The sequence below is a fragment of the Pedobacter miscanthi genome (assembly GCF_003315595.1).
GTDB lineage: Bacteria > Bacteroidota > Bacteroidia > Sphingobacteriales > Sphingobacteriaceae > Pedobacter > Pedobacter miscanthi.
Genome location: NZ_QNQU01000013.1, coordinates 173798 through 191540, shown reverse-complemented (window position 1 = coordinate 191540; position 17743 = coordinate 173798). Strand labels below are relative to the sequence as shown.

The window sequence follows — 17743 nt, the reverse complement described above, 5'->3', positions numbered from 1 at the left end:
GAACCTTATGGAAAATTCAAAAAAAACTGTGCTTAGCTTTCCGGGCATTACCGTAAACCATCAGGCCGAACTGATGCAGAACTATGTTGCCGAAAGCATTATTGATGTAGGCCATGGACTTCGTTCTTTAAAACATGGTGCCGACGGTGCAATCATCTTTTTTATCGACAAAAAAGGCATTTTAACTGCGCTGATTTCCACTTCAGGAAATGGATCGGGCTGGCAGCTCTCCAGATTATCACACGAAGGTTGTACAGCTACCAGTTTCGATTTCGATTACCATGAACGCTATGGTAATTTCAGGCTGGTATTTGCCCAGCTTAATGGAAACAGATCGGAACTTTTGGTGTCGGACGAAATCGACCTCAACACCGCTGATCTTTTAAACTTTGGCACACAGCTCAGCTTTAAAAAGCAATCATTACAAGATCCGTTAAGAAAGATCAATCAGATTACCATGGACGGCAATGGGGTTCTTTTCAGTTCTCTGGCCCCCAACACAGATGCTTTATATCATTATTTTAGCTATGGTCAGGCGCCGGAGGTTTACACCCTGCCCGAAAATACCAAACAGGTAAAACAGCTAAAAGTAGGCAGGCTGCTCGGTTATTCGGGGGTATTTGTACTTTACGATATGCCGTTGAAGGCCCGTACCATGATGTTTCAGAGCTTTCCGGAAGAAGATGATCCTGAGATCACCCAGCGTCGTTTCGAAATAGATGATACCATCAACTGTTTCGATCTCCTGCCCGATAAAAAAGGAAACAGTGTTATTTATCTGGCCGGAAAAGGCATTTACCGTTACATTTCGGATAAGGCTCCTAAAGAGGAAATTGCACCTGCAACCCTCGAATATACCCAAATGGATGTAGCGCAAAACGGTAATGAGGTGAGCATCTGGGTAATAGGTAAAAAAGCCAATGTTAAAGGACTTTATTATATTAACAACCAATATTACCAGTACAACAACCACATAGCTGCTAACGAGATCATAAAAAAATGGACGGCTCCGATCCAGATGCATACCGATATCAGCGATTTTTCGAGCATCAGGGGGGATAATTTCAATAACCAGCTTTTCCTGTTTGGTAAAGCCAATAACGGCGGACAGGGCTTGATCCATTTTTGGCAGGATAAGATCAGTACCTCCTGGCAGGAAAACCTGTTAAGTGTACAAGACCTGAACAGTGTGGTAGAAATCAGTTCCTATACCGTCGACCTTGATTTTATACCCGATCCGGCATCAAAAGCGATCGATGATAAAATTTCTGTTTCTGCAGAAGAAAATACGGTGGTTTACATCAATAACACCAAATATTTCTTAACCGAAAGCGAAAACGTAACCCTTGATTTCCAGTCTTCCATCAACATTATGCTCTCTGTTGATTCACTCGCGGCCCCCAAAATTGCCATCAGTGCCGATTTTCTGCCCGAAGACATCGAAATCGATCCTACAAAAGGCATCAGGGCGGTACTGCACGAAAAAATCCGCTCGGGAAAAGACCTGGCCGAAATGAAACGACCTGACGGAAGTTTACTTGTGAAAGAAAAAATCAATCAGAAAGAACTCGATGAAGTGGCCGGCCTGCTGGGGAGGGTGCTTCAGGAAAGTGAAAAAATAGAAAATGGACCACTTGAATCAGGAGTGGCGGCCACGGTTGTACAGCCCGGAGCTTTAGGGATTTCAGACATGGGCCATGCCATCGGTGATTTATGGCACAGTGCCAAAAATGGTTTTATCCAGATTACCAGTCTGGTGGTTGAAAAAATCGGTGCTGCAGTAACTTTTGTGGTCGAAATCGGCGGAAAGATTATCCGCTGGGTGGCCGATAAAGTGAAAGCGGCCATGTCATTTTTAGAGCGGGTATGGGAAAAGATCAAGGTGTTTTTTAAAGACCTTTACGAAACACTGGCATTCCTTTTCGATTGGGACGATATCATCGAAACCAAAAGAGCACTCAAAAAGATCGGTTATAACTATCTCGAAGAAGCCAAACAGGGTCTCGATTCGTATAAAACAATGGCGGTAAACTATATCCTCGATATCAGGGCGAAATATGAGGAAATGGGCAGGGCCATAGATCATAAATACCTCAAAAATACCAATGTTTTGGATATGATGGCCGATAACAGTAAAAAAGAATCGGTCGACTCGCGGACTAACTGGCTCAATGGTAAAAAAGATGTGGTGTTCGGAAACGATACCAGGTTAAATTCGAGCATGTTAACGGCCGAAAGTGCCGAAAAAATTAAGTCAGAAACCAGGGCAAACAATGTACCTTCGGATATGGGCGATCTGCTAATCCAACTATTAAAAGGGCAGATCGGATTTGGAGAATTTATCGAAAAATTTGCCAATAAAATTGTACTGATGGCATTGGATATTGCCAGGAAGATCACCGAACTGTTCTTCGACCTGATTATCAAAACCGTCGATTTCCTCCAAAAAATCCTGTACACCACCATTGATATCCCTTTGCTTTCTTACCTCTACAAAAAGGTGACGAACGACGATTTAAGTATTGCCGACCTGATTGCTTTGGTGATAGCCATCCCGGTAACCGTTGGCTATAAACTTGCGCACAATGAAGCACCTTTTAAAGCAGGAGATGACAATTTCGTTAACAGTATAAATTTCGCATAAATGGCCAGTACCTCAAAACTTACAGAATTCACTTCTTTGGATAGAACAAAAGAAGTAATGAAATGGATCGAATTTGGTTTCTCCGTGACGAAAACCATATTGTATCCCTTTAAAAAAGCCGAAGCCTTTGCAATCGCACAGGCACCAACCGGATTACCCACAGACAAATTGGGCCTGGATGATGATGCACTGGATATTGATAAAATAAGTGCGGGCTTTGATATCACACCAATCGAGATGTTTCCTCAGAATATGTTAACAAGCTTTTTATCCTCAATTGTGAGTTACATTGGTTATGGTTTCACCATTAATAAACACCTCAACACACTACTTTCAGATGAGGAAAATGATTTGGATATCATGTGCATCCACATCAAGAGGAGACACTTAAATATTGCGAAAAAAGTAGCAACTGGAGCAATTATCTTATTCGGGATGACCTATCTGATTTCTCAAACAGTGAGCAAGGCGGTAAAGGCAGTCAAAGATTTACTCCAAAATGCCATAAAAACATTAATGTCCATAGTTTTTGCATGTTATGCCATTTACCTGATTTACTCACTGATCAGGATGAAAATAAACGGAAAGAAATGGACGGTTAACGATTCGGAAAAATTACTCTCTGCCCTTGGTATGTTTATGGATATTTTAGAAATCCCTTATGTTGAAAAGGCCATGGCCCGAACAGTAAAACCTTATTGGATTGCTGTAGGTGTGAGCAGTGTAATCAACGTGGGAAAAACTGTTTTGATCCCATTTACAAAACCTGAAGCTGTAAACTTTGATGGAAAGTTTTTTGATGAGCAAGCAGTAAAGAGCAAAGGTAACAGGTTATTTGTTTACTTCTGCGGAAGTGGAGAATCAACCAAAAGCCAGCGCAAAAAATTTATGAAAGATGTAGATGCAAAGCACCAGATTTACATCAACGGTGTAGGGTCTCAACGCAGTATATACCGCCACCTGTATGATAGTGATATCAAAGTTACGGAAGAGCAGATTGGCAATAATACGGTTAAATACAGGTTTAAAAATGATAAGCGGGATATCACCTGCATCGAAAAATTTTATACCGGAGGTGATAGGGGTTATAAGAACGATGACGCTGAAAAGGCTTCAAAATATGTATTTGATGCAATAAAAAATGCCATTGAAGATAATACTATAAACGAACTGATATTATCGGGGCATGGCCGTGGAGCTGCTGTTGGATTGATGTACCTGCTTTTTAGCCTTAATGGCGATACGGCAATGCTTAACCGGTTAGCTAAAATTAAAATCTCAGTGGTACCCCTGGATCCGGTTGCTGGGCAAACAGGAAACGACTATGGGAAAATGGATACCAACTGGTATAGCGGCAAAATATATGATGAACTTTTTGATCAGTTTAAAAACAACATTGCCATTACCGAAATCTGGTCGAATGCTGATACCATGTCGGTTTTTGCTTCCTTTAATCCAGCTAAAAGATTTTTGAACAACCCACTCAAAAATGTGATGCTCGGACGGTTATTACTCGGGTATGAACATAATGCCTTTGTGAGCACTTATGAAGAATATACAGAGGATTATGAAGATGGAAAAGCACCATATAATAAGGTGGTAGAACTCTTTAACCAGAAGGTTTTTGATTTTACAGGCAACGCAGCTACTTTTTCTTCTAAAATACTGGCATTACAGTCTGATTACGATGCCTTAAATAAATATGTTAGAGATAAAGGCGAATCTAACTATAGCCGCTACCGGCGCAGCAATTATAAAGACCATACCGGCAAGTTAAAAGATTTCTTTGATTTTATTGCCTCTTACAAGTATAGCTTAGGTTAATAGTTGCCTGTTGGCGATGGCCAAAAAACAACCGGAGGAAAAATCTAGGTTTCCTCCGGTAAATTGGATAAAAAAGGCATATTTCGCATAGTATGGGCCATTTTTTAGCACAGGCTTAAAATTATTGTCGCTCATTTCCAGTTGTTTGGAAGATTGTATTTGCCGTTATGCCCCAGGTTTTTATTTTTGCGTTCATGGTCGTTACGGTATTGGCTATCCTGGAGACAGATTTTGTTCCGGATAAGGCGCTTTCGAGATTAATGAATGGACGTTTGCAGCAGGCGGCTGACGAATTGCGTGATCAACATCTTGCTTTTCTGGCTGATGTAGGAGAGCGTAACGACGATATCATTATCTACATCAGTTACAATCCAAAATATAAAATCCGTTTCCGCGTAGTTAACGATGTACCGGCTAAAATTGAAGGTCAGGTAATCGATATCTGTGGCAATTTAGGTTATCTGCATTGGCAAACCGGCGTACTTAACGTAGTGAGGAACCTGGGCATTGCAGGGGAGGAGTAGCTCATTTGTTTATTCGTATGGTTAATCAGTTAATTGTTTAAATTGGTTAATCGACTAAAAACTACAGACTAATCCGGTTGCTATTCATCATTGTAATTTGATCATTGTAATTTGATCATTGTCATTTGATCATTGAAAATTGATTATTGGTTATTTACCTTTGTTAACTGGAAATTATTTCATCTGTTAACTGACTCCAGACTAAAGACTGTGGACTAAAGACTAAATTCCTGTTGCGATTAGCAAATCTTCCACTTCTTTTTTAACTTCGTAACTGGCATACCTGGTTTAAAAAACCGTATTTTGCCATTTATCTTACTTATGCACCTTGATAAAGAAATTCTCGCCGGGCTTATCGAAGGCTCACCTTACCCTATGTACCTCGTTTTGGGCGATGAGCTTCGGCTTGTATTGGCTAATGCCGCCACGCTTAAAGCCTGGGGGAAAGACTCTTCTATAATTGGTAAAAGGCTTATTGAAATCCTGCCAGAATTTGCCGGAAAACCTTTTGGATCACTAATGCGCGGGGTTTTAACCAGCGGCGAAGCTTATCATGCCGTTAGCGTGCCAATATCAATCGAACTTGAAGGGCAGCTCAAAACATTTTATTATAACCTTTCCTATCAGCCGGTTAAAGCAGCAAATAACGAAATTATAAGTGTGGTTTGCCATGCTACGGATGTAACCCAGTTAGTAGAATCTGCAGATAATATCAGTCGCTTGGGTTTAGAGGCTGTTGAGAATAATGAACGTTTGGCAACCATAAACGAAGCCCTTGCTGCCACAAACGAAGAACTTGCTGCCACAAACGAAGAGCTTACCGAATCGGCCCGTTTGCTCGAGCTAAGTGAGGTCAGGTTCCGTAACCTGATTTTGCAGGCTCCCTTTGCCATTTGTGTAATCAGGGCAAACGATTTGATGGTAACCGAAGTAAACGACCGTTACCTCGAACTGGTAGGGAAAAAACGCTCAAGCGTGGATGGCAAACCCATTTGGGATGCTGTTGCCGAAGCCGCTGAAGTATATGCTCCGGTTATGGAAAGGGTTATTCAATCTGGCCAGGCATTTTTTGCCACAGAGGCCGAGGTCGTACTCATCCGCAATGGCTCACCAGAACAGGTATTTATCGATTTTGTATACGAACCCGTAACCGATCTTTCGGGCATTGTTTCGGCCATTATGGTGGTAGGAATTGATGTATCGGATAAAGTACGTTCAAGGCATGCCATCGAAGAGATGGAAGAACGTATCCGCCTTGCAGTAGAAGCAGCAGAAATTGGAACTTACGACCTTAACTATAAAACAGGAGAGCTGGTTGGTTCTACGCGCTTTGACGAAATGTTTGGTCTTGGCCATGGGGTAACCCGCGAAACCATCATCGATCATTACCATCCTGATGATGTTCATTTAAGTGTACTGGCGCATGAAGAAGCTAAGAATACCGGACAGATTTTTTATGAAGCACGTTACCTGCGCGAAGGTTTTCCGATGAAATGGCTCAGATTTCAGGCAAAGGTGTATTTTGATGCACATGGAAACAGGCTCCGCACGCTTGGTACCGTGATGGATATTACTGCTTACAAGGCATTACAGCAACAGAAAGATGATTTTATATCGATTGCAAGCCACGAACTCAAAACACCACTTACCACATTGAAAGCTTCACTGCAATTGCTGGTAAGGATGCGCGAAAACCCTAATACCGTACTTTTTCCAAAGGTGATTGATCAGGCCTCAAGAAGTATGGATAAAATTACCGAACTGGTTGATGACCTGCTTAATGTATCCAAAATTAACCAGGGGCATGTGGGACTGAAAAAGGACTGGTTTAACTTAGGCGAAATGCTCGAGAAATGTTGCATCCATGTCAGGGAATCGGGGAGTCACGACCTGATATTAGAAGGCGATACCAGTTTAATGATTTTTGCAGATGAACACCGTATCGATCAGGTAGTGGTTAACCTGGTGAACAATGCAGTAAAATATGCGCCTGATTCTAAAGTGATTTTTCTGGAAATAGAAGAACAGGCTGATCGGGTAAAGGTTTCGGTACGTGATAATGGCCCTGGTATTCCGGCAGATAAACTTCCGCACCTTTTCGACCGTTATTTTAGGGCCGATGAAATGGGTACGCAGGTTTCGGGACTTGGTTTGGGTCTTTTTATCTGTGCAGATATTATAAAACGCCATGGCGGCGAAATCGGTGTAGAAAGCAAACCCGGCGAAGGCAGTAAATTCTTTTTTACGTTGCCAATTGGAGAAACTGTAAAGGAAATATAGTCCTTATATCGTATTTTTAACCATATTGATCAAATGATCGATATCAAAAGGTTTGGCAATAAAACCATCTGCTTTACTTTGGTTTTTCATGGTAATTAGATCGGCATGGGCGCTCATCATCAGTATCGGAATGTGGCTGGTTTTTTCTTCAGTCTTTAGCATTTCGCATACATTTAGGCCATTTCCGTCAGGTAGCATTACATCAAGCAGAAAAAGGTCGGGCAATGCATCTGATTTTCTGCTCATAAAGTCGTTTACAGTTGCGAATCCTGTAACCTCATAATCTTCCTGTAAAAAAATGAGTTCAACGATTTCCCTGATTCCCTGATCATCTTCGAGAATGCTGATTTTTTTGCCCATAAATTAGTAAGTAAACATTAGGGGATGTTTGGATGACAACCCGCCATAAATATAGCTGCTTTTCAGAAATTCTTCTGATATTTTAACATTTTTTGTTCATTGGGGCAATTGGTCATTGGTTGATCAGACATTCGTTCATTGGTAATTGGTTCATTGGTCATTGGTCATTGTTCATTGGTCATTAGTCATTGGTTCATTAGTCATTGGTAATTGGTTCATTAGTCATTGGTTCATTCGTCATTCGTTCATTGAGTCATTCATTCATTCATTGGTAATCGGTCATTCGTTCATTGAGTCATTCATTCATTCTTTCATTGGTAATCGGTTCATTTGTTTCAAACAGCTCAACAGCAAAAAACGTCATCTCGACCGAAGCATAGCGGAGTGGAGAGATCTATTTGTTCATCTTCCATTTTACATCTTCCCTCATACGTGTTACATCTTCCATCACCCATTCCCCCTTATTCGTGCAAAACCAAAATGGCCTTTACTGTTTTATTCATCACCTGGTTAACCGTACTACTCGTAAACAGGCGGTAAATAATATTATGATGGTGTTTAACTAGGCACAGGATATCGGTATGGTTACTTTTGATAAAATCGATGATACCGTTCGGTGCGCTGCTGTCGTGAATATAATTAAAGTCTATTACTATATCCGGCAATAAATCCCTGATTCTTTTTTCGCCGGTCTGGATGTGTAACTCGTCCGATTTTTCGGCCACATACAGTACCTGCATTTTTTTTGTTCCTGAGGCTTTTAAGAGTTCGCTAAGGGCTGTAACATCTTTGGGCGAAAGTACCGTTTCGTAATCGGTAGCCAGTGTAATAATCGGGAAATTGGCAAAACTGCTTTCTAATGGAACAATCAATGTCGGGATTCTCATTTTGGTAACAGCCATACTGGCGTTGCTGCCTACAATTCCACTGATACCCGTAGCACCTGTAATGCCCATTACCAATAATTCTACAGGGTTATTTTCAGTATGCCTGGTAATTACTGTTTTTAAAAAGCCTACATCGCATATTGTTTCGAGCTTAACGTCGGTAAGGTTATCCTTTTGACTGATGTTTGCTGCCCATTCTTTTAAAGCAGCCCTTTTATTTGCGTAGTACGATTCGATAAATATGGCGTTATAAGTGCTGTTGTTGATCCCTTCGGTTGGATGTATGGCGTGGATGGCCACTACTTCCATACCCAGCGTTTTTGCCATAGCCAATGCGTAAGACAGGGCATTTCCGGCGCTTTTCGAAAAATCCGTTGCTACAAGTATCTGTTTCATTTTGTAGAGATAATTAATATTGAAACTGTTAAATAAACAGGTGAAAGAGCATAAACAATAACATGGCCAGTATAATGGATACCGGCAAAGTAAGCACCCAGGCCAGACCAATATTTTTAAGCGTATTATTATTCAGGTTTTTTCGCCCACCCGAAGCTACCATTGCACCAGCAATACCACTTGATAATACGTGTGTGGTACTTACCGGTAAACCAAAAGCAGTACTTAAACCGATGGTAGAGGCGGCTACAATTTCGGAAGTGGCACCCTGGGCATAATTTAAATGTTCATTCCCGATTTTTTCGCCTATGGTAACGGCTATACGTTTCCAGCCGATCATGGTACCTAATCCCAATGAAATGGAGATCAACAAGATTACCCAAAGCGGTGCAAATTCGACCAGTTTTGATAATTCGGATGCGTTGTCTGTCAGTGTCTGGTGATCTGCCGTGTTCATCACCAATGTTTTATCTTGACTTACCATTTTTACCGAAGCCACTACCTCTTCAATCTGCTTACGAAAAAGATAGGTATTTTTTTTGTCGGTTTCATTTTTGAGCGATAAATGATATTTGGCTTTATCTATCTTACTTACCAGGGTGGTAATATCCAATCGTTTACCATGGTTAAGTGTAGCTGTTTTTTGAAGCACCTGTTCAGTCTGGTTCAGCTGGAACAACACTTTATCGTTTGAGATATGATGGTTCACTGCAAATTTTGCCGGAAGGAATGCAACAAGGATCAGCATCAGTAAACCCACGCCTTTTTGTCCGTCGTTACTGCCGTGGAAAAAGCTTACCAGAGTACAGGTGGTAATGAGCAAAGCCCTGATTAATAAAGGAGGACGGTCGTTTTCGCCGGTTGGGATATGGAAAAGGGCATGATATTTAACCACATGCTTTAAAAAATACATTAGTAGTATGGCTATCCCAAAACCAATAATGGGCGATAGAATCAGTGATAGGCCAATTTCTTCGGCCTTGCCCCAATTTACACCTTTACCTCCATAATACCAGGTAAAAGCAAGTCCGGCGCCGATCATGGCACCGATCATGGTATGCGAACTGGAGCAGGGGATCCCAAGGTACCATGTACCCAGGTTCCAGGCAATGGAGGCCAGTAATACTGCTAAAACCATAGCCGCACCAACGCCAACCGGAAGGCTCATGAGGGCATCTAAAGGAACAAGTTTTAAAATACCCATGGCTACGGCAATTCCTCCGGTAAAAACCCCCATAAAATTCCAAAATCCCGACCACGGAATGGCTATAATGGGTTTTAGTGCCTTGGTGTAAATAACCGTTGCAACCGCATTGGCGGTATCATGAAAGCCGTTTACAAATTCAAACCCCACTACGGCAAGCAGGCAGACGATGAAAACTATGGATAGGGGAGTACTTAAATCGGTGTTTCCTAAAAAGGGTATGATGGTACAAAAAGATGGCATAAAATCAGTTTGGATATTGATGATGCAAATCATGTATCTGCGCTTTCAAATAAATGAATAAGTAACTGATTTAAATCGTTTTGAATGTTAAATGATTGTTATTAATACGTTAAAGTGCATGGGTGTTTTTTAAGTTAAAGCCTATAAAACCTCGTTTTTGGATTGAAGAATGATGACCGTCGATCTTCACTATAAAGTTTAATTGCGATTACAGTACATAGTAAAATGAAATGGCCGTGTTTTAGAAGTAAAACTTCATTTTTTGTTCATCTTACCTTGCTAGTTTTGTAGCATAGATATCATAGATATTGGTTATTATTTGGTTAGTTAATAAGCCCCGACGGATGTTTTGGCTTATTTCGGTAAACGGGATAAATGGGCACCTTGCCAGTTTATCCCGTTTTTATTTTACCATCAATAATTAAAAGTTAATCCACCGCCCAGGCCCATGTCGCTATCGTAATGCGTAGAAAGTGCAATATATTTTGTTAAAATGTACCGAAGGCCTGCGGCATATTCTTTATCGGTGTTTACCATAAAGTTTGCGCGTAATCGTTTAGAAACGGGTATGTCTTCCCGTCCCAATTGAAACCTTAATTTTCCGTTGCCATCAATCCTGGCGTCGGCAACAATCAGCATGGGTAGGGTATAGGCAATACCTGCAACAATGGTTTTGCGATTTTCTTTATTACTGATCTGCCCGAACATATTGCGTTCATCGTTCCCGAAAATGTTTTTTTCATCAGGATTAAATTCCTTATAATGGTAATCGAAACCCAAATAAGGAAACAGCCATTGATTGCGGCCAATATACCTGCCCAGCATGGTTTCACTTTCGTAACCCATCATGGCGTTTGTACCAAGGTGCCACATGGTATTAAGCGACCAACGGGTTTGTGCAAGCATTAATTGTCCGTCGCTACCACTGCTTTCTATGCCTACGCGGCCCATTAGGTGTGGCATGCGGTCGTCGCGAAAGAGTTTGCGCTGCGCTAATTTAGGATCGGGTACATCGGGGTTGGGTGGTGAATTTTCGTAGCTAAATACCCTGCCCATACCGCCCATCATGTGGTATAAAATATGGCAATGGAAAAACCAATCGCCCCCATTTTCTGTAGCGGCAAATTCGATGGTATCCCTTTCCATCGGCATAATGTCGAGTACGTTTTTCATCGGGGCATAATCCCCCTGTCCGTTAATTACCCTGAAATCGTGCCCGTGTAGGTGCATGGGGTGTCGCATCATACTGTTATTGTATAAAATGACCCTTAAATTTTCGCCCTTTTTGATCAGGATTTTATCCGATTCCGAAACTGTTTTATTATCCAGCGTCCACACATAACGGTTCATGTTGCCCGTAAGGTCGAATTTTAGCTCCTGGACCGGACCTTTTGGTAAAACTGTTTTTTTAGGATCGCGCAACATGTTGTAATTTAGCGTAACGATTTCGGGCATTTCTTCATCCGTGTTCATGTCGGCCATGTCCATACCATCCATTTTGCCCATTTTTTTCGTGTTTTCTGGTCCGGTAATTTCAGGATACATTACTGTATTCATGTCCATCACCTGGTTCTGCATTTTCATGCCTTTCATTTCAACCATGTTGCCGTTCATATCCATCATATCGTTCATCATCTTCATTCCGGCGAAATATTTGAGCTTTGGCATTTTTCCGGCAGCTACTTTTTCGCCCTTTCCGAGCCATAAAGAAGCGGATTTTGTGCGGTCTTCCGGAGTGACCAAAAACTCGTAACTTTTATTTTCAGGGATGGTAACCACCACATCGTAGGTTTCGGATACTGCAATAATCAAACGGTCTACCTCAACAGGTTCCACATCATTCCCATCTGTTGCTACAACAGTGATTTTTCCACCGGCATATTTAAGCCAGAAATAGGATGAAGCCCCTGCATTGGCAATCCTTAACCTTACTTTGTCACCGGCCTTAAACTCTGGTTGCTGGTATTGGTTTTCTCCATTGATCAGAAATTTATCGTAATACACATCGCTAACATCCATGGCGTTCATTCTTTTCCACTCATTAGCTACTTTGGTTTTAAAATTTCCGGTTTTAATGGCTTCGGCATAACTCTGTGTTGTACCTTTTTTAATCGAAAACCAATCGCTGGCTGCATGCAAACTTCTCTGCACTTCCTCTGGTTTCATGTTAGTCCACTCGCTTAAAACCAATGGAATGGAAGGGATATCCCATTCTTTCCTTTTTTTGATGATAAAAGCGCCATACATTCCGATCTGTTCCTGCAGCATCGTATGACTATGGTACCAATGTGTACCGTTTTGTATAACAGGGAATCTATAAAGGTGCGTGGCGCCCGGTTTTATCGGCATCTGTGTCATATTGGGCACACCATCGTAGCGATTGGGCAAAAAAAGGCCGTGCCAGTGCATAGAAGTTTCTTCTTTTAGCCTGTTGTGCACATAAATTTCTGCCGTATCGCCCTCGGTAAAAGTTAAGGTAGGCATGGGGATACTGCCGTTTACCGCAATGGCATGTTTGGGCTTGCCTCCATAGGTTACAGTGGTATCGGTAACATATAAATCGTAACGAACGGTTGTTGGAGGTACACTAGAGGTTACCGTTTTTATCGGGCCAAGGTTTGCCTTTGCCTTTTTAATATTGTCCATCGTGCCGGATGGCTTGCTCATATCCATGCCCTCCATCTCATCCTTTTTTTCCGTGGCATTGGTTTTTTCCCTCTCTTGCATTTTCGTCCCTTCTATCTCCTGGGCAGAAAGCCCCAGCGAAAAGAACATTAAAATGCTGAATATCATACTTTTCATCTTTCGATATTTATCTTCTTTAAAACTGAATTTTTTCAAGGCTATCCCTTGATGACGCTGTCCATGTGCTTATCAATTTTATTTCATCTTTATTTAAAATCGCGTCTTTATGGATCAATGTGTAAGATCCAATGGGCATGGTGCCATCTTCCATACTGTTCTCAATCGCACGGAGTTTGCTAAGCTGTTTCCGCAGGCTGTATTCCTTAAAGTTGTCAAAATTGAGTTCTGCTTTGGCCTCACTGATGTGTTGATTCACCAACCAGCTAAGGGGTTGAATTCGGGCATACCAGGGATATCGCGTATTATTGCTATGGCAATCGTAGCAAGCCTTTTTGAGTATGCCGTTTACCTGATTGGGAACCGTAATAACTTTCGAAATATGATTTGGCATAACCGATGCATCGGTATTTTGAACAGGCCTGTAAAACTGAACTGCTATCATAATCAATAGCAGTCCAATAAGTGCTTTTTTTACGAAACGCATTTGTTAATGCAAGGTTTCTTTTATTGCGCCACAGGTAGACATGGCTTTCCCGAAGTAAGGATTTTTAATGTCTTTTACTTCACTAAGCCAGATGGCACCTTTACCTTTATTGTACATAGGACACCTGTCAACATAGATCTCCCGGCCGGCACCTAATAATTTAGTGATGTCGTAGATATCCTTACTCAATAGATCGAAATGTTCGCGTTGGTGGGGGATGTTAGATGCATTTAAGCCGATATGTTCGGCATGTTCTTTGGCATCATCCACAATTTCTGAGTAGGTTTTTCTTTGTAAAGCTGTAAGTTTGGATTGATCGAAAGCTGCAAATGCTTTTACCAGTTCGTTCCCGGCGGCGGCAGCATTTTTGCCATTATCGGTAACCAGCGCATTTTTTAATTTTAAGTAAGCATCTAAAATGGCTGTTGCAGTAATTTTAGGCGCCTGATCTTCTGTAAGATTAGTTGCCTTTTTCACCGTAGCATTTGAGCTGTACGGGCTAAGAAAAAATAAAGAGAAGGCAATACTATATAGGAAAGTTTTCATGTTTTTTGTTTTAAAAATGATTTGCACGGCTTTATTATGCCCTTGTTAAAGCATTTATACCGTATTAAAATATTTAAATTTTCCCGCAGATTTAAGGGGATTAAAAACGCAGATTATCGCTGATATTATCGATATGCTTAATCTGCGTCTCTTTTCTGCGAAATCAGCGGGAAACAAAAAGCTATGGGTTATCCTATATCTGGAAACTTTGTATGGAAATCCTGATATCAGGATGTGGTGGACGGTAACGGTACAGATCAATTCCTTGCTGATCTGCAATGACAATATTTATTTCCGGAATAAGAGTTAACCTAAAACCAAATGGATCCAGTGCAGGCGCCTTTAGATTCAGTTTTGCGTAGTCGGGCAGGAGTTTGCCCTGAACCAGAAAATCGTTAACCAATGTTTTACAGCAGGAATCTTCTTCACCGTTTATTTTAAAACTAGCATGTTGGGAGAGAAGTTGCTTAACTGTTTCGGGCTGATGTGTATGGTGATGTCTAAGGCTGTGTTCGTTCCCCTCATTTTTCATCGTTATAGAACAGCCAAAACCCACAAGGGTATTGAGCATAAATATAAAGAGGAAGAAAACGGCCTTAATTTTCATAATACAAAACTAAGCAGGGTTTGCCTGGTAGCTTTATATAATTCTGGCTAAAGTTTATATGATTTTAATCTGCCATGATAATGTTATTGTGCCTGAACACCCGAAAATTCATCAACAGCAGCCTTTGCAATCTTTGCTATAATCAGGTCCCGCTTTTCGTTATTTTCATACGAATCCATTAAAAATATGGCAATGGCCAGGTGTTTGCCATTGGCTAAGGTAATGGTGCCAACGTCATTTGTAGCAGGAGATAAGCCCGAATCATTTGTTGCCGAAGTTCCGGTGCGGTGCTCAACAAGTGTACCTTTTGGAAGCAGCCCCCTGATCCTCATTGGTGCAACATAAGTTTTACGCATCAGCGTTCTCAGTAAGGTATTCGTTTCACTTTTTAAGAGTTTTTGTTCAAAAACCAGTTTAAGCAAGGTTACCTGTGCCTGTGGTGTACACCAGTTTTGATACTGGTTATTCCATTTCTTCTGCATACCCCATTCATCAAAATCAACATTGATATCCGTTATACCAATCCCGTGCAGATAACGGGTGAGTGCCCTTGGCCCTTTTAATAGCTGGAGTATAACATCACAGGCATTGTTATCGCTGTACAAAACCATATCTTCCAATATTTCGCGCAAAGGAACAGAGATATTTCCTTCCGGATATTTCTCATAAAGTTTACTTGTGGTCTTTTTGATCTTTGATTTAGGAATAAATACCTGCTGATCGAGGTTGAATTTACCTTTGTCTACTTCGCTGAGCAGCATCACCGCAATGGGGAATTTAAACACACTTTGCATCACAAAATGTTGATTGTTATTAAATTCGAAAGTTTCATTGCTTTCTAAAACACGTGCATAAATGCCTATTTTTCCCCTGGTATCTGCCGCAATTTCTGCTACTGTTACCTCTAGTTTCTTCGGTTGGGCATTTGTATAATAGAAAACACAAAAATTAAGGGCGATGAGGATAATAATTGCTTTGTACACGATATTATATTTTTTCTTGATAGGATGGTCGCTATTCTTAATGCAAAGATGTAGATATTCCTGGTAAAACACAGGGTGAATATAATCGACTTAAAACAAAATAATCACTATTTTGCAACATATCATCCATAGGAATAGTGCAGGTGGGATAAGCTAAAAAAATATCAATGACCATACTCATCGTTTTCTGCTGCATAACATTATTGATTTTAATGATCTCCGTTTTTAAAATCAATACCTTTCTGGCTTTTTTGATTGTCGCTGTACTGGCGGGTCTGGGTTTAGGATTGCCTTTGCCAAAAATTGCCGGTGCTGTTGAAAAAGGCATAGGTGATGTTTTAGGATCTTTGGTGATTATTATTACCACTGGTGCCATGCTGGGCAAACTGGTTGCCGAAAGTGGCGCCGCTCAAAAGATCGCCCAGGTAATGATGGCTGTTTTTGGTGTCAAACATATCCAATGGGCAATGGTAATTACGGGTTTTGTAATTGGCATTCCGCTTTATTATGGAATCGGATTCGTGCTCATGGTTCCCTTAATTTTCTCTGTAGTTTACCGGTATAAATTACCTGCACTCTATATTGGTTTGCCTATGCTCGCTGCATTGTCGGTTACGCATGGTTTTTTACCGCCGCATCCATCGCCGGCTGCTCTGGTGGTACAATTTAACGCCAATATGGGACTCACCCTGTTTTACGGGATGCTTGTGGCCATACCTGCCATTGTAATCGGCGGACCGCTTTTTGCCAAAACGTTAAAAAATATCCCTTCAAGCCCAATGGCATCGTTCAGGGCAAAGGAACTGCCCGAAAATGAACTTCCGGGAACATTTATCAGTCTGTTTACCGCTTTATTGCCCGTTATTTTATTGGGACTGGCTTCTTTTCTTCCTTTGTTTTTAGATCCAGGCTCTTCCGTTCTTCCAGTGATTATTTTTTTAGGACATCCCTCTATCGTGATGTTGATTGTGCTGATTTTAGCCAGTTATTTTCTTGGTATTTCGCGCGGAAAGAAAATGGATTACCTGTCGGGGATTTTTGGCAATGCTTTAAAAGATATCGCATTGATTTTGCTGATCATTGCCGGATCGGGTGCTTTAAAAGAGATTTTAACCCAAAGTGGTGTGAGTAAAGAAATCGCCAGTTACCTGCAGGAATTATCGGTTGAACCCTTATTTTTGGCTTGGCTAATTGCAGCACTGATCCGCTTTTGTGTTGGTTCTGCAACGGTTGCCGGCCTCACCACAGCAGGTATTATTATACCCCTGATGGTGGCCACACATACCGACCCGAATTTAATGGTTTTGGCCGTTGGTGCAGGTAGTTTAATGTTTTCGCATGTAAACGATGCCGGGTTCTGGATGTTTAAAGAATATTTTAATTTAAGCCTGAAGGATACTTTCCGATCCTGGGCTTTAATGGAATCAATAGTGGGTACTGCAGGATTAGCCGGCGTACTTTTACTTAAAATAATAATAGCTTAATATGGAAAATTTAACTGCAGATGCCCGTTTCGAAAAACTTGGATTAAACCTTCCGCCGGCCCCGGCACCGCTTGGGGTGTACAAACCTTATCTTATTGATGGGAAATATTTGTACCTGAGCGGTCATGGTCCGGTGAGGGATGATAAAAGCCTGATTATCGGTCGGATCGGATCTGATATGGATCAGGATGAAGGCAAACTGGCTGCAAGGCAGGTGGGTTTAACAATGTTATCAACCATTAAAACCAATCTGGGGAGTTTGGATAAAGTAAAAAGGGTAATCAAAGTTTTGGGTATGGTTAATTGTACACCAGAATTTGAAAAACACCCCTTTATCATTAACGGATGCAGCGAACTTTTTGCCGAGGTTTGGGGTACTGATAATGGAATAGGTGTAAGAAGTGCGGTTGGTTTTGGTTCATTGCCGGATAATATCCCGGTAGAGATCGAATCTTTATTTGAGCTGTATTAA

Annotated in this window: 14 protein-coding genes; 6 read left to right on the top strand and 8 right to left on the bottom strand. The window is 41.2% G+C overall.

The genetic code is table 11. The annotated features are described in order from the left end of the window. Positions 1 to 7 precede the first annotated feature (7 nt). The 4 genes from DRW42_RS16230 to DRW42_RS16215 all read left to right on the top strand — a co-directional run bounded on the left by DRW42_RS16230 (position 8) and on the right by DRW42_RS16215 (position 7272). On the top strand, positions 8 to 2644 hold the full coding sequence (locus DRW42_RS16230) for a hypothetical protein (RefSeq protein WP_147243765.1): 2637 nt from the start codon (positions 8 to 10) through the stop codon (positions 2642 to 2644). Continuing rightward, positions 2645 to 4468 (top strand): hypothetical protein, encoded by a 1824-nt coding sequence (locus DRW42_RS16225; protein ID WP_113949878.1) that lies wholly within the window; start codon positions 2645 to 2647, stop codon positions 4466 to 4468. A gap of 194 nt (positions 4469 to 4662) precedes the next feature. Next, entirely contained in the window at positions 4663 to 4992 is a 330-nt protein-coding gene (locus tag DRW42_RS16220) for a hypothetical protein (RefSeq protein WP_113949888.1), read from the top strand. A gap of 303 nt (positions 4993 to 5295) precedes the next feature. Then, a complete protein-coding gene (locus tag DRW42_RS16215) occupies positions 5296 to 7272 on the top strand; it encodes a PAS domain-containing sensor histidine kinase (protein ID WP_147243764.1) in 1977 nt (658 codons plus the stop codon). A gap of 3 nt (positions 7273 to 7275) precedes the next feature. Here DRW42_RS16215 and DRW42_RS16210 read toward each other — a convergent pair whose 3' ends face one another. From DRW42_RS16210 to bla, 8 genes are all read right to left on the bottom strand, one after another. Beyond that, positions 7276 to 7632 (bottom strand): response regulator transcription factor, encoded by a 357-nt coding sequence (locus DRW42_RS16210; RefSeq protein ID WP_113949876.1) that lies wholly within the window; start codon positions 7630 to 7632, stop codon positions 7276 to 7278. A 461-nt stretch (positions 7633 to 8093) separates the two neighbouring features. Continuing rightward, entirely contained in the window at positions 8094 to 8915 is an 822-nt protein-coding gene (locus DRW42_RS16205; protein WP_113949875.1) for a universal stress protein, read from the bottom strand. A gap of 28 nt (positions 8916 to 8943) precedes the next feature. Then, positions 8944 to 10395: an inorganic phosphate transporter gene (locus DRW42_RS16200; RefSeq protein ID WP_244215302.1), complete on the bottom strand. Its 1452-nt coding sequence runs from the start codon at positions 10393 to 10395 to the stop codon at positions 8944 to 8946. A 381-nt stretch (positions 10396 to 10776) separates the two neighbouring features. Then, positions 10777 to 13164, bottom strand: a complete 2388-nt coding sequence (locus DRW42_RS16195) for a multicopper oxidase family protein (protein WP_244215301.1) — start codon at positions 13162 to 13164, stop codon at positions 10777 to 10779. A 19-nt stretch (positions 13165 to 13183) separates the two neighbouring features. Beyond that, positions 13184 to 13651, bottom strand: coding sequence for a heme-binding domain-containing protein (locus DRW42_RS16190; protein ID WP_113949873.1), 468 nt, complete (start codon positions 13649 to 13651; stop codon positions 13184 to 13186). A gap of 3 nt (positions 13652 to 13654) precedes the next feature. Then, a complete protein-coding gene (locus DRW42_RS16185; protein WP_113949872.1) occupies positions 13655 to 14197 on the bottom strand; it encodes a DUF3347 domain-containing protein in 543 nt (180 codons plus the stop codon). 193 nt (positions 14198 to 14390) lie between these two features. Next, the gene (locus DRW42_RS16180; protein WP_113949871.1) at positions 14391 to 14804 is read right to left on the bottom strand and encodes a hypothetical protein; all 414 of its coding nucleotides are present in this window, start codon (positions 14802 to 14804) and stop codon (positions 14391 to 14393) included. Positions 14805 to 14887: 83 nt separating this feature from the next. After that, positions 14888 to 15787, bottom strand: coding sequence for a class A beta-lactamase (gene bla, locus DRW42_RS16175; protein WP_158544359.1), 900 nt, complete (start codon positions 15785 to 15787; stop codon positions 14888 to 14890). A 167-nt stretch (positions 15788 to 15954) separates the two neighbouring features. Here bla and DRW42_RS16170 point away from each other — a divergent pair, with 167 nt between their 5' ends. After that, positions 15955 to 17271, top strand: a complete 1317-nt coding sequence (locus DRW42_RS16170) for a gluconate:H+ symporter (protein ID WP_113949869.1) — start codon at positions 15955 to 15957, stop codon at positions 17269 to 17271. A 1-nt stretch (position 17272) separates the two neighbouring features. Further along, the gene (locus DRW42_RS16165) at positions 17273 to 17743 is read left to right on the top strand and encodes a RidA family protein (RefSeq protein WP_113949868.1); all 471 of its coding nucleotides are present in this window, start codon (positions 17273 to 17275) and stop codon (positions 17741 to 17743) included.

What these genes read in the sequence shown, in the direction of transcription:
- DRW42_RS16195 (WP_244215301.1), bottom strand. Translation starts at nt 13,164, where the DNA reads ATGAAAAGTATGATATTCAGCATTTTAATGTTCTTTTCGCTGGGGCTT.
- DRW42_RS16210 (WP_113949876.1), bottom strand. Translation starts at nt 7,632, where the DNA reads ATGGGCAAAAAAATCAGCATTCTCGAAGATGATCAGGGAATCAGGGAA.
- DRW42_RS16220 (WP_113949888.1), top strand. Translation starts at nt 4,663, where the DNA reads ATGGTCGTTACGGTATTGGCTATCCTGGAGACAGATTTTGTTCCGGAT.
- DRW42_RS16205 (WP_113949875.1), bottom strand. Translation starts at nt 8,915, where the DNA reads ATGAAACAGATACTTGTAGCAACGGATTTTTCGAAAAGCGCCGGAAAT.
- DRW42_RS16165 (WP_113949868.1), top strand. Translation starts at nt 17,273, where the DNA reads ATGGAAAATTTAACTGCAGATGCCCGTTTCGAAAAACTTGGATTAAAC.
- DRW42_RS16180 (WP_113949871.1), bottom strand. Translation starts at nt 14,804, where the DNA reads ATGAAAATTAAGGCCGTTTTCTTCCTCTTTATATTTATGCTCAATACC.
- DRW42_RS16170 (WP_113949869.1), top strand. Translation starts at nt 15,955, where the DNA reads ATGACCATACTCATCGTTTTCTGCTGCATAACATTATTGATTTTAATG.
- DRW42_RS16200 (WP_244215302.1), bottom strand. Translation starts at nt 10,395, where the DNA reads ATGATTTGCATCATCAATATCCAAACTGATTTTATGCCATCTTTTTGT.
- DRW42_RS16225 (WP_113949878.1), top strand. Translation starts at nt 2,645, where the DNA reads ATGGCCAGTACCTCAAAACTTACAGAATTCACTTCTTTGGATAGAACA.
- DRW42_RS16190 (WP_113949873.1), bottom strand. Translation starts at nt 13,651, where the DNA reads ATGCGTTTCGTAAAAAAAGCACTTATTGGACTGCTATTGATTATGATA.
- DRW42_RS16185 (WP_113949872.1), bottom strand. Translation starts at nt 14,197, where the DNA reads ATGAAAACTTTCCTATATAGTATTGCCTTCTCTTTATTTTTTCTTAGC.
- DRW42_RS16230 (WP_147243765.1), top strand. Translation starts at nt 8, where the DNA reads ATGGAAAATTCAAAAAAAACTGTGCTTAGCTTTCCGGGCATTACCGTA.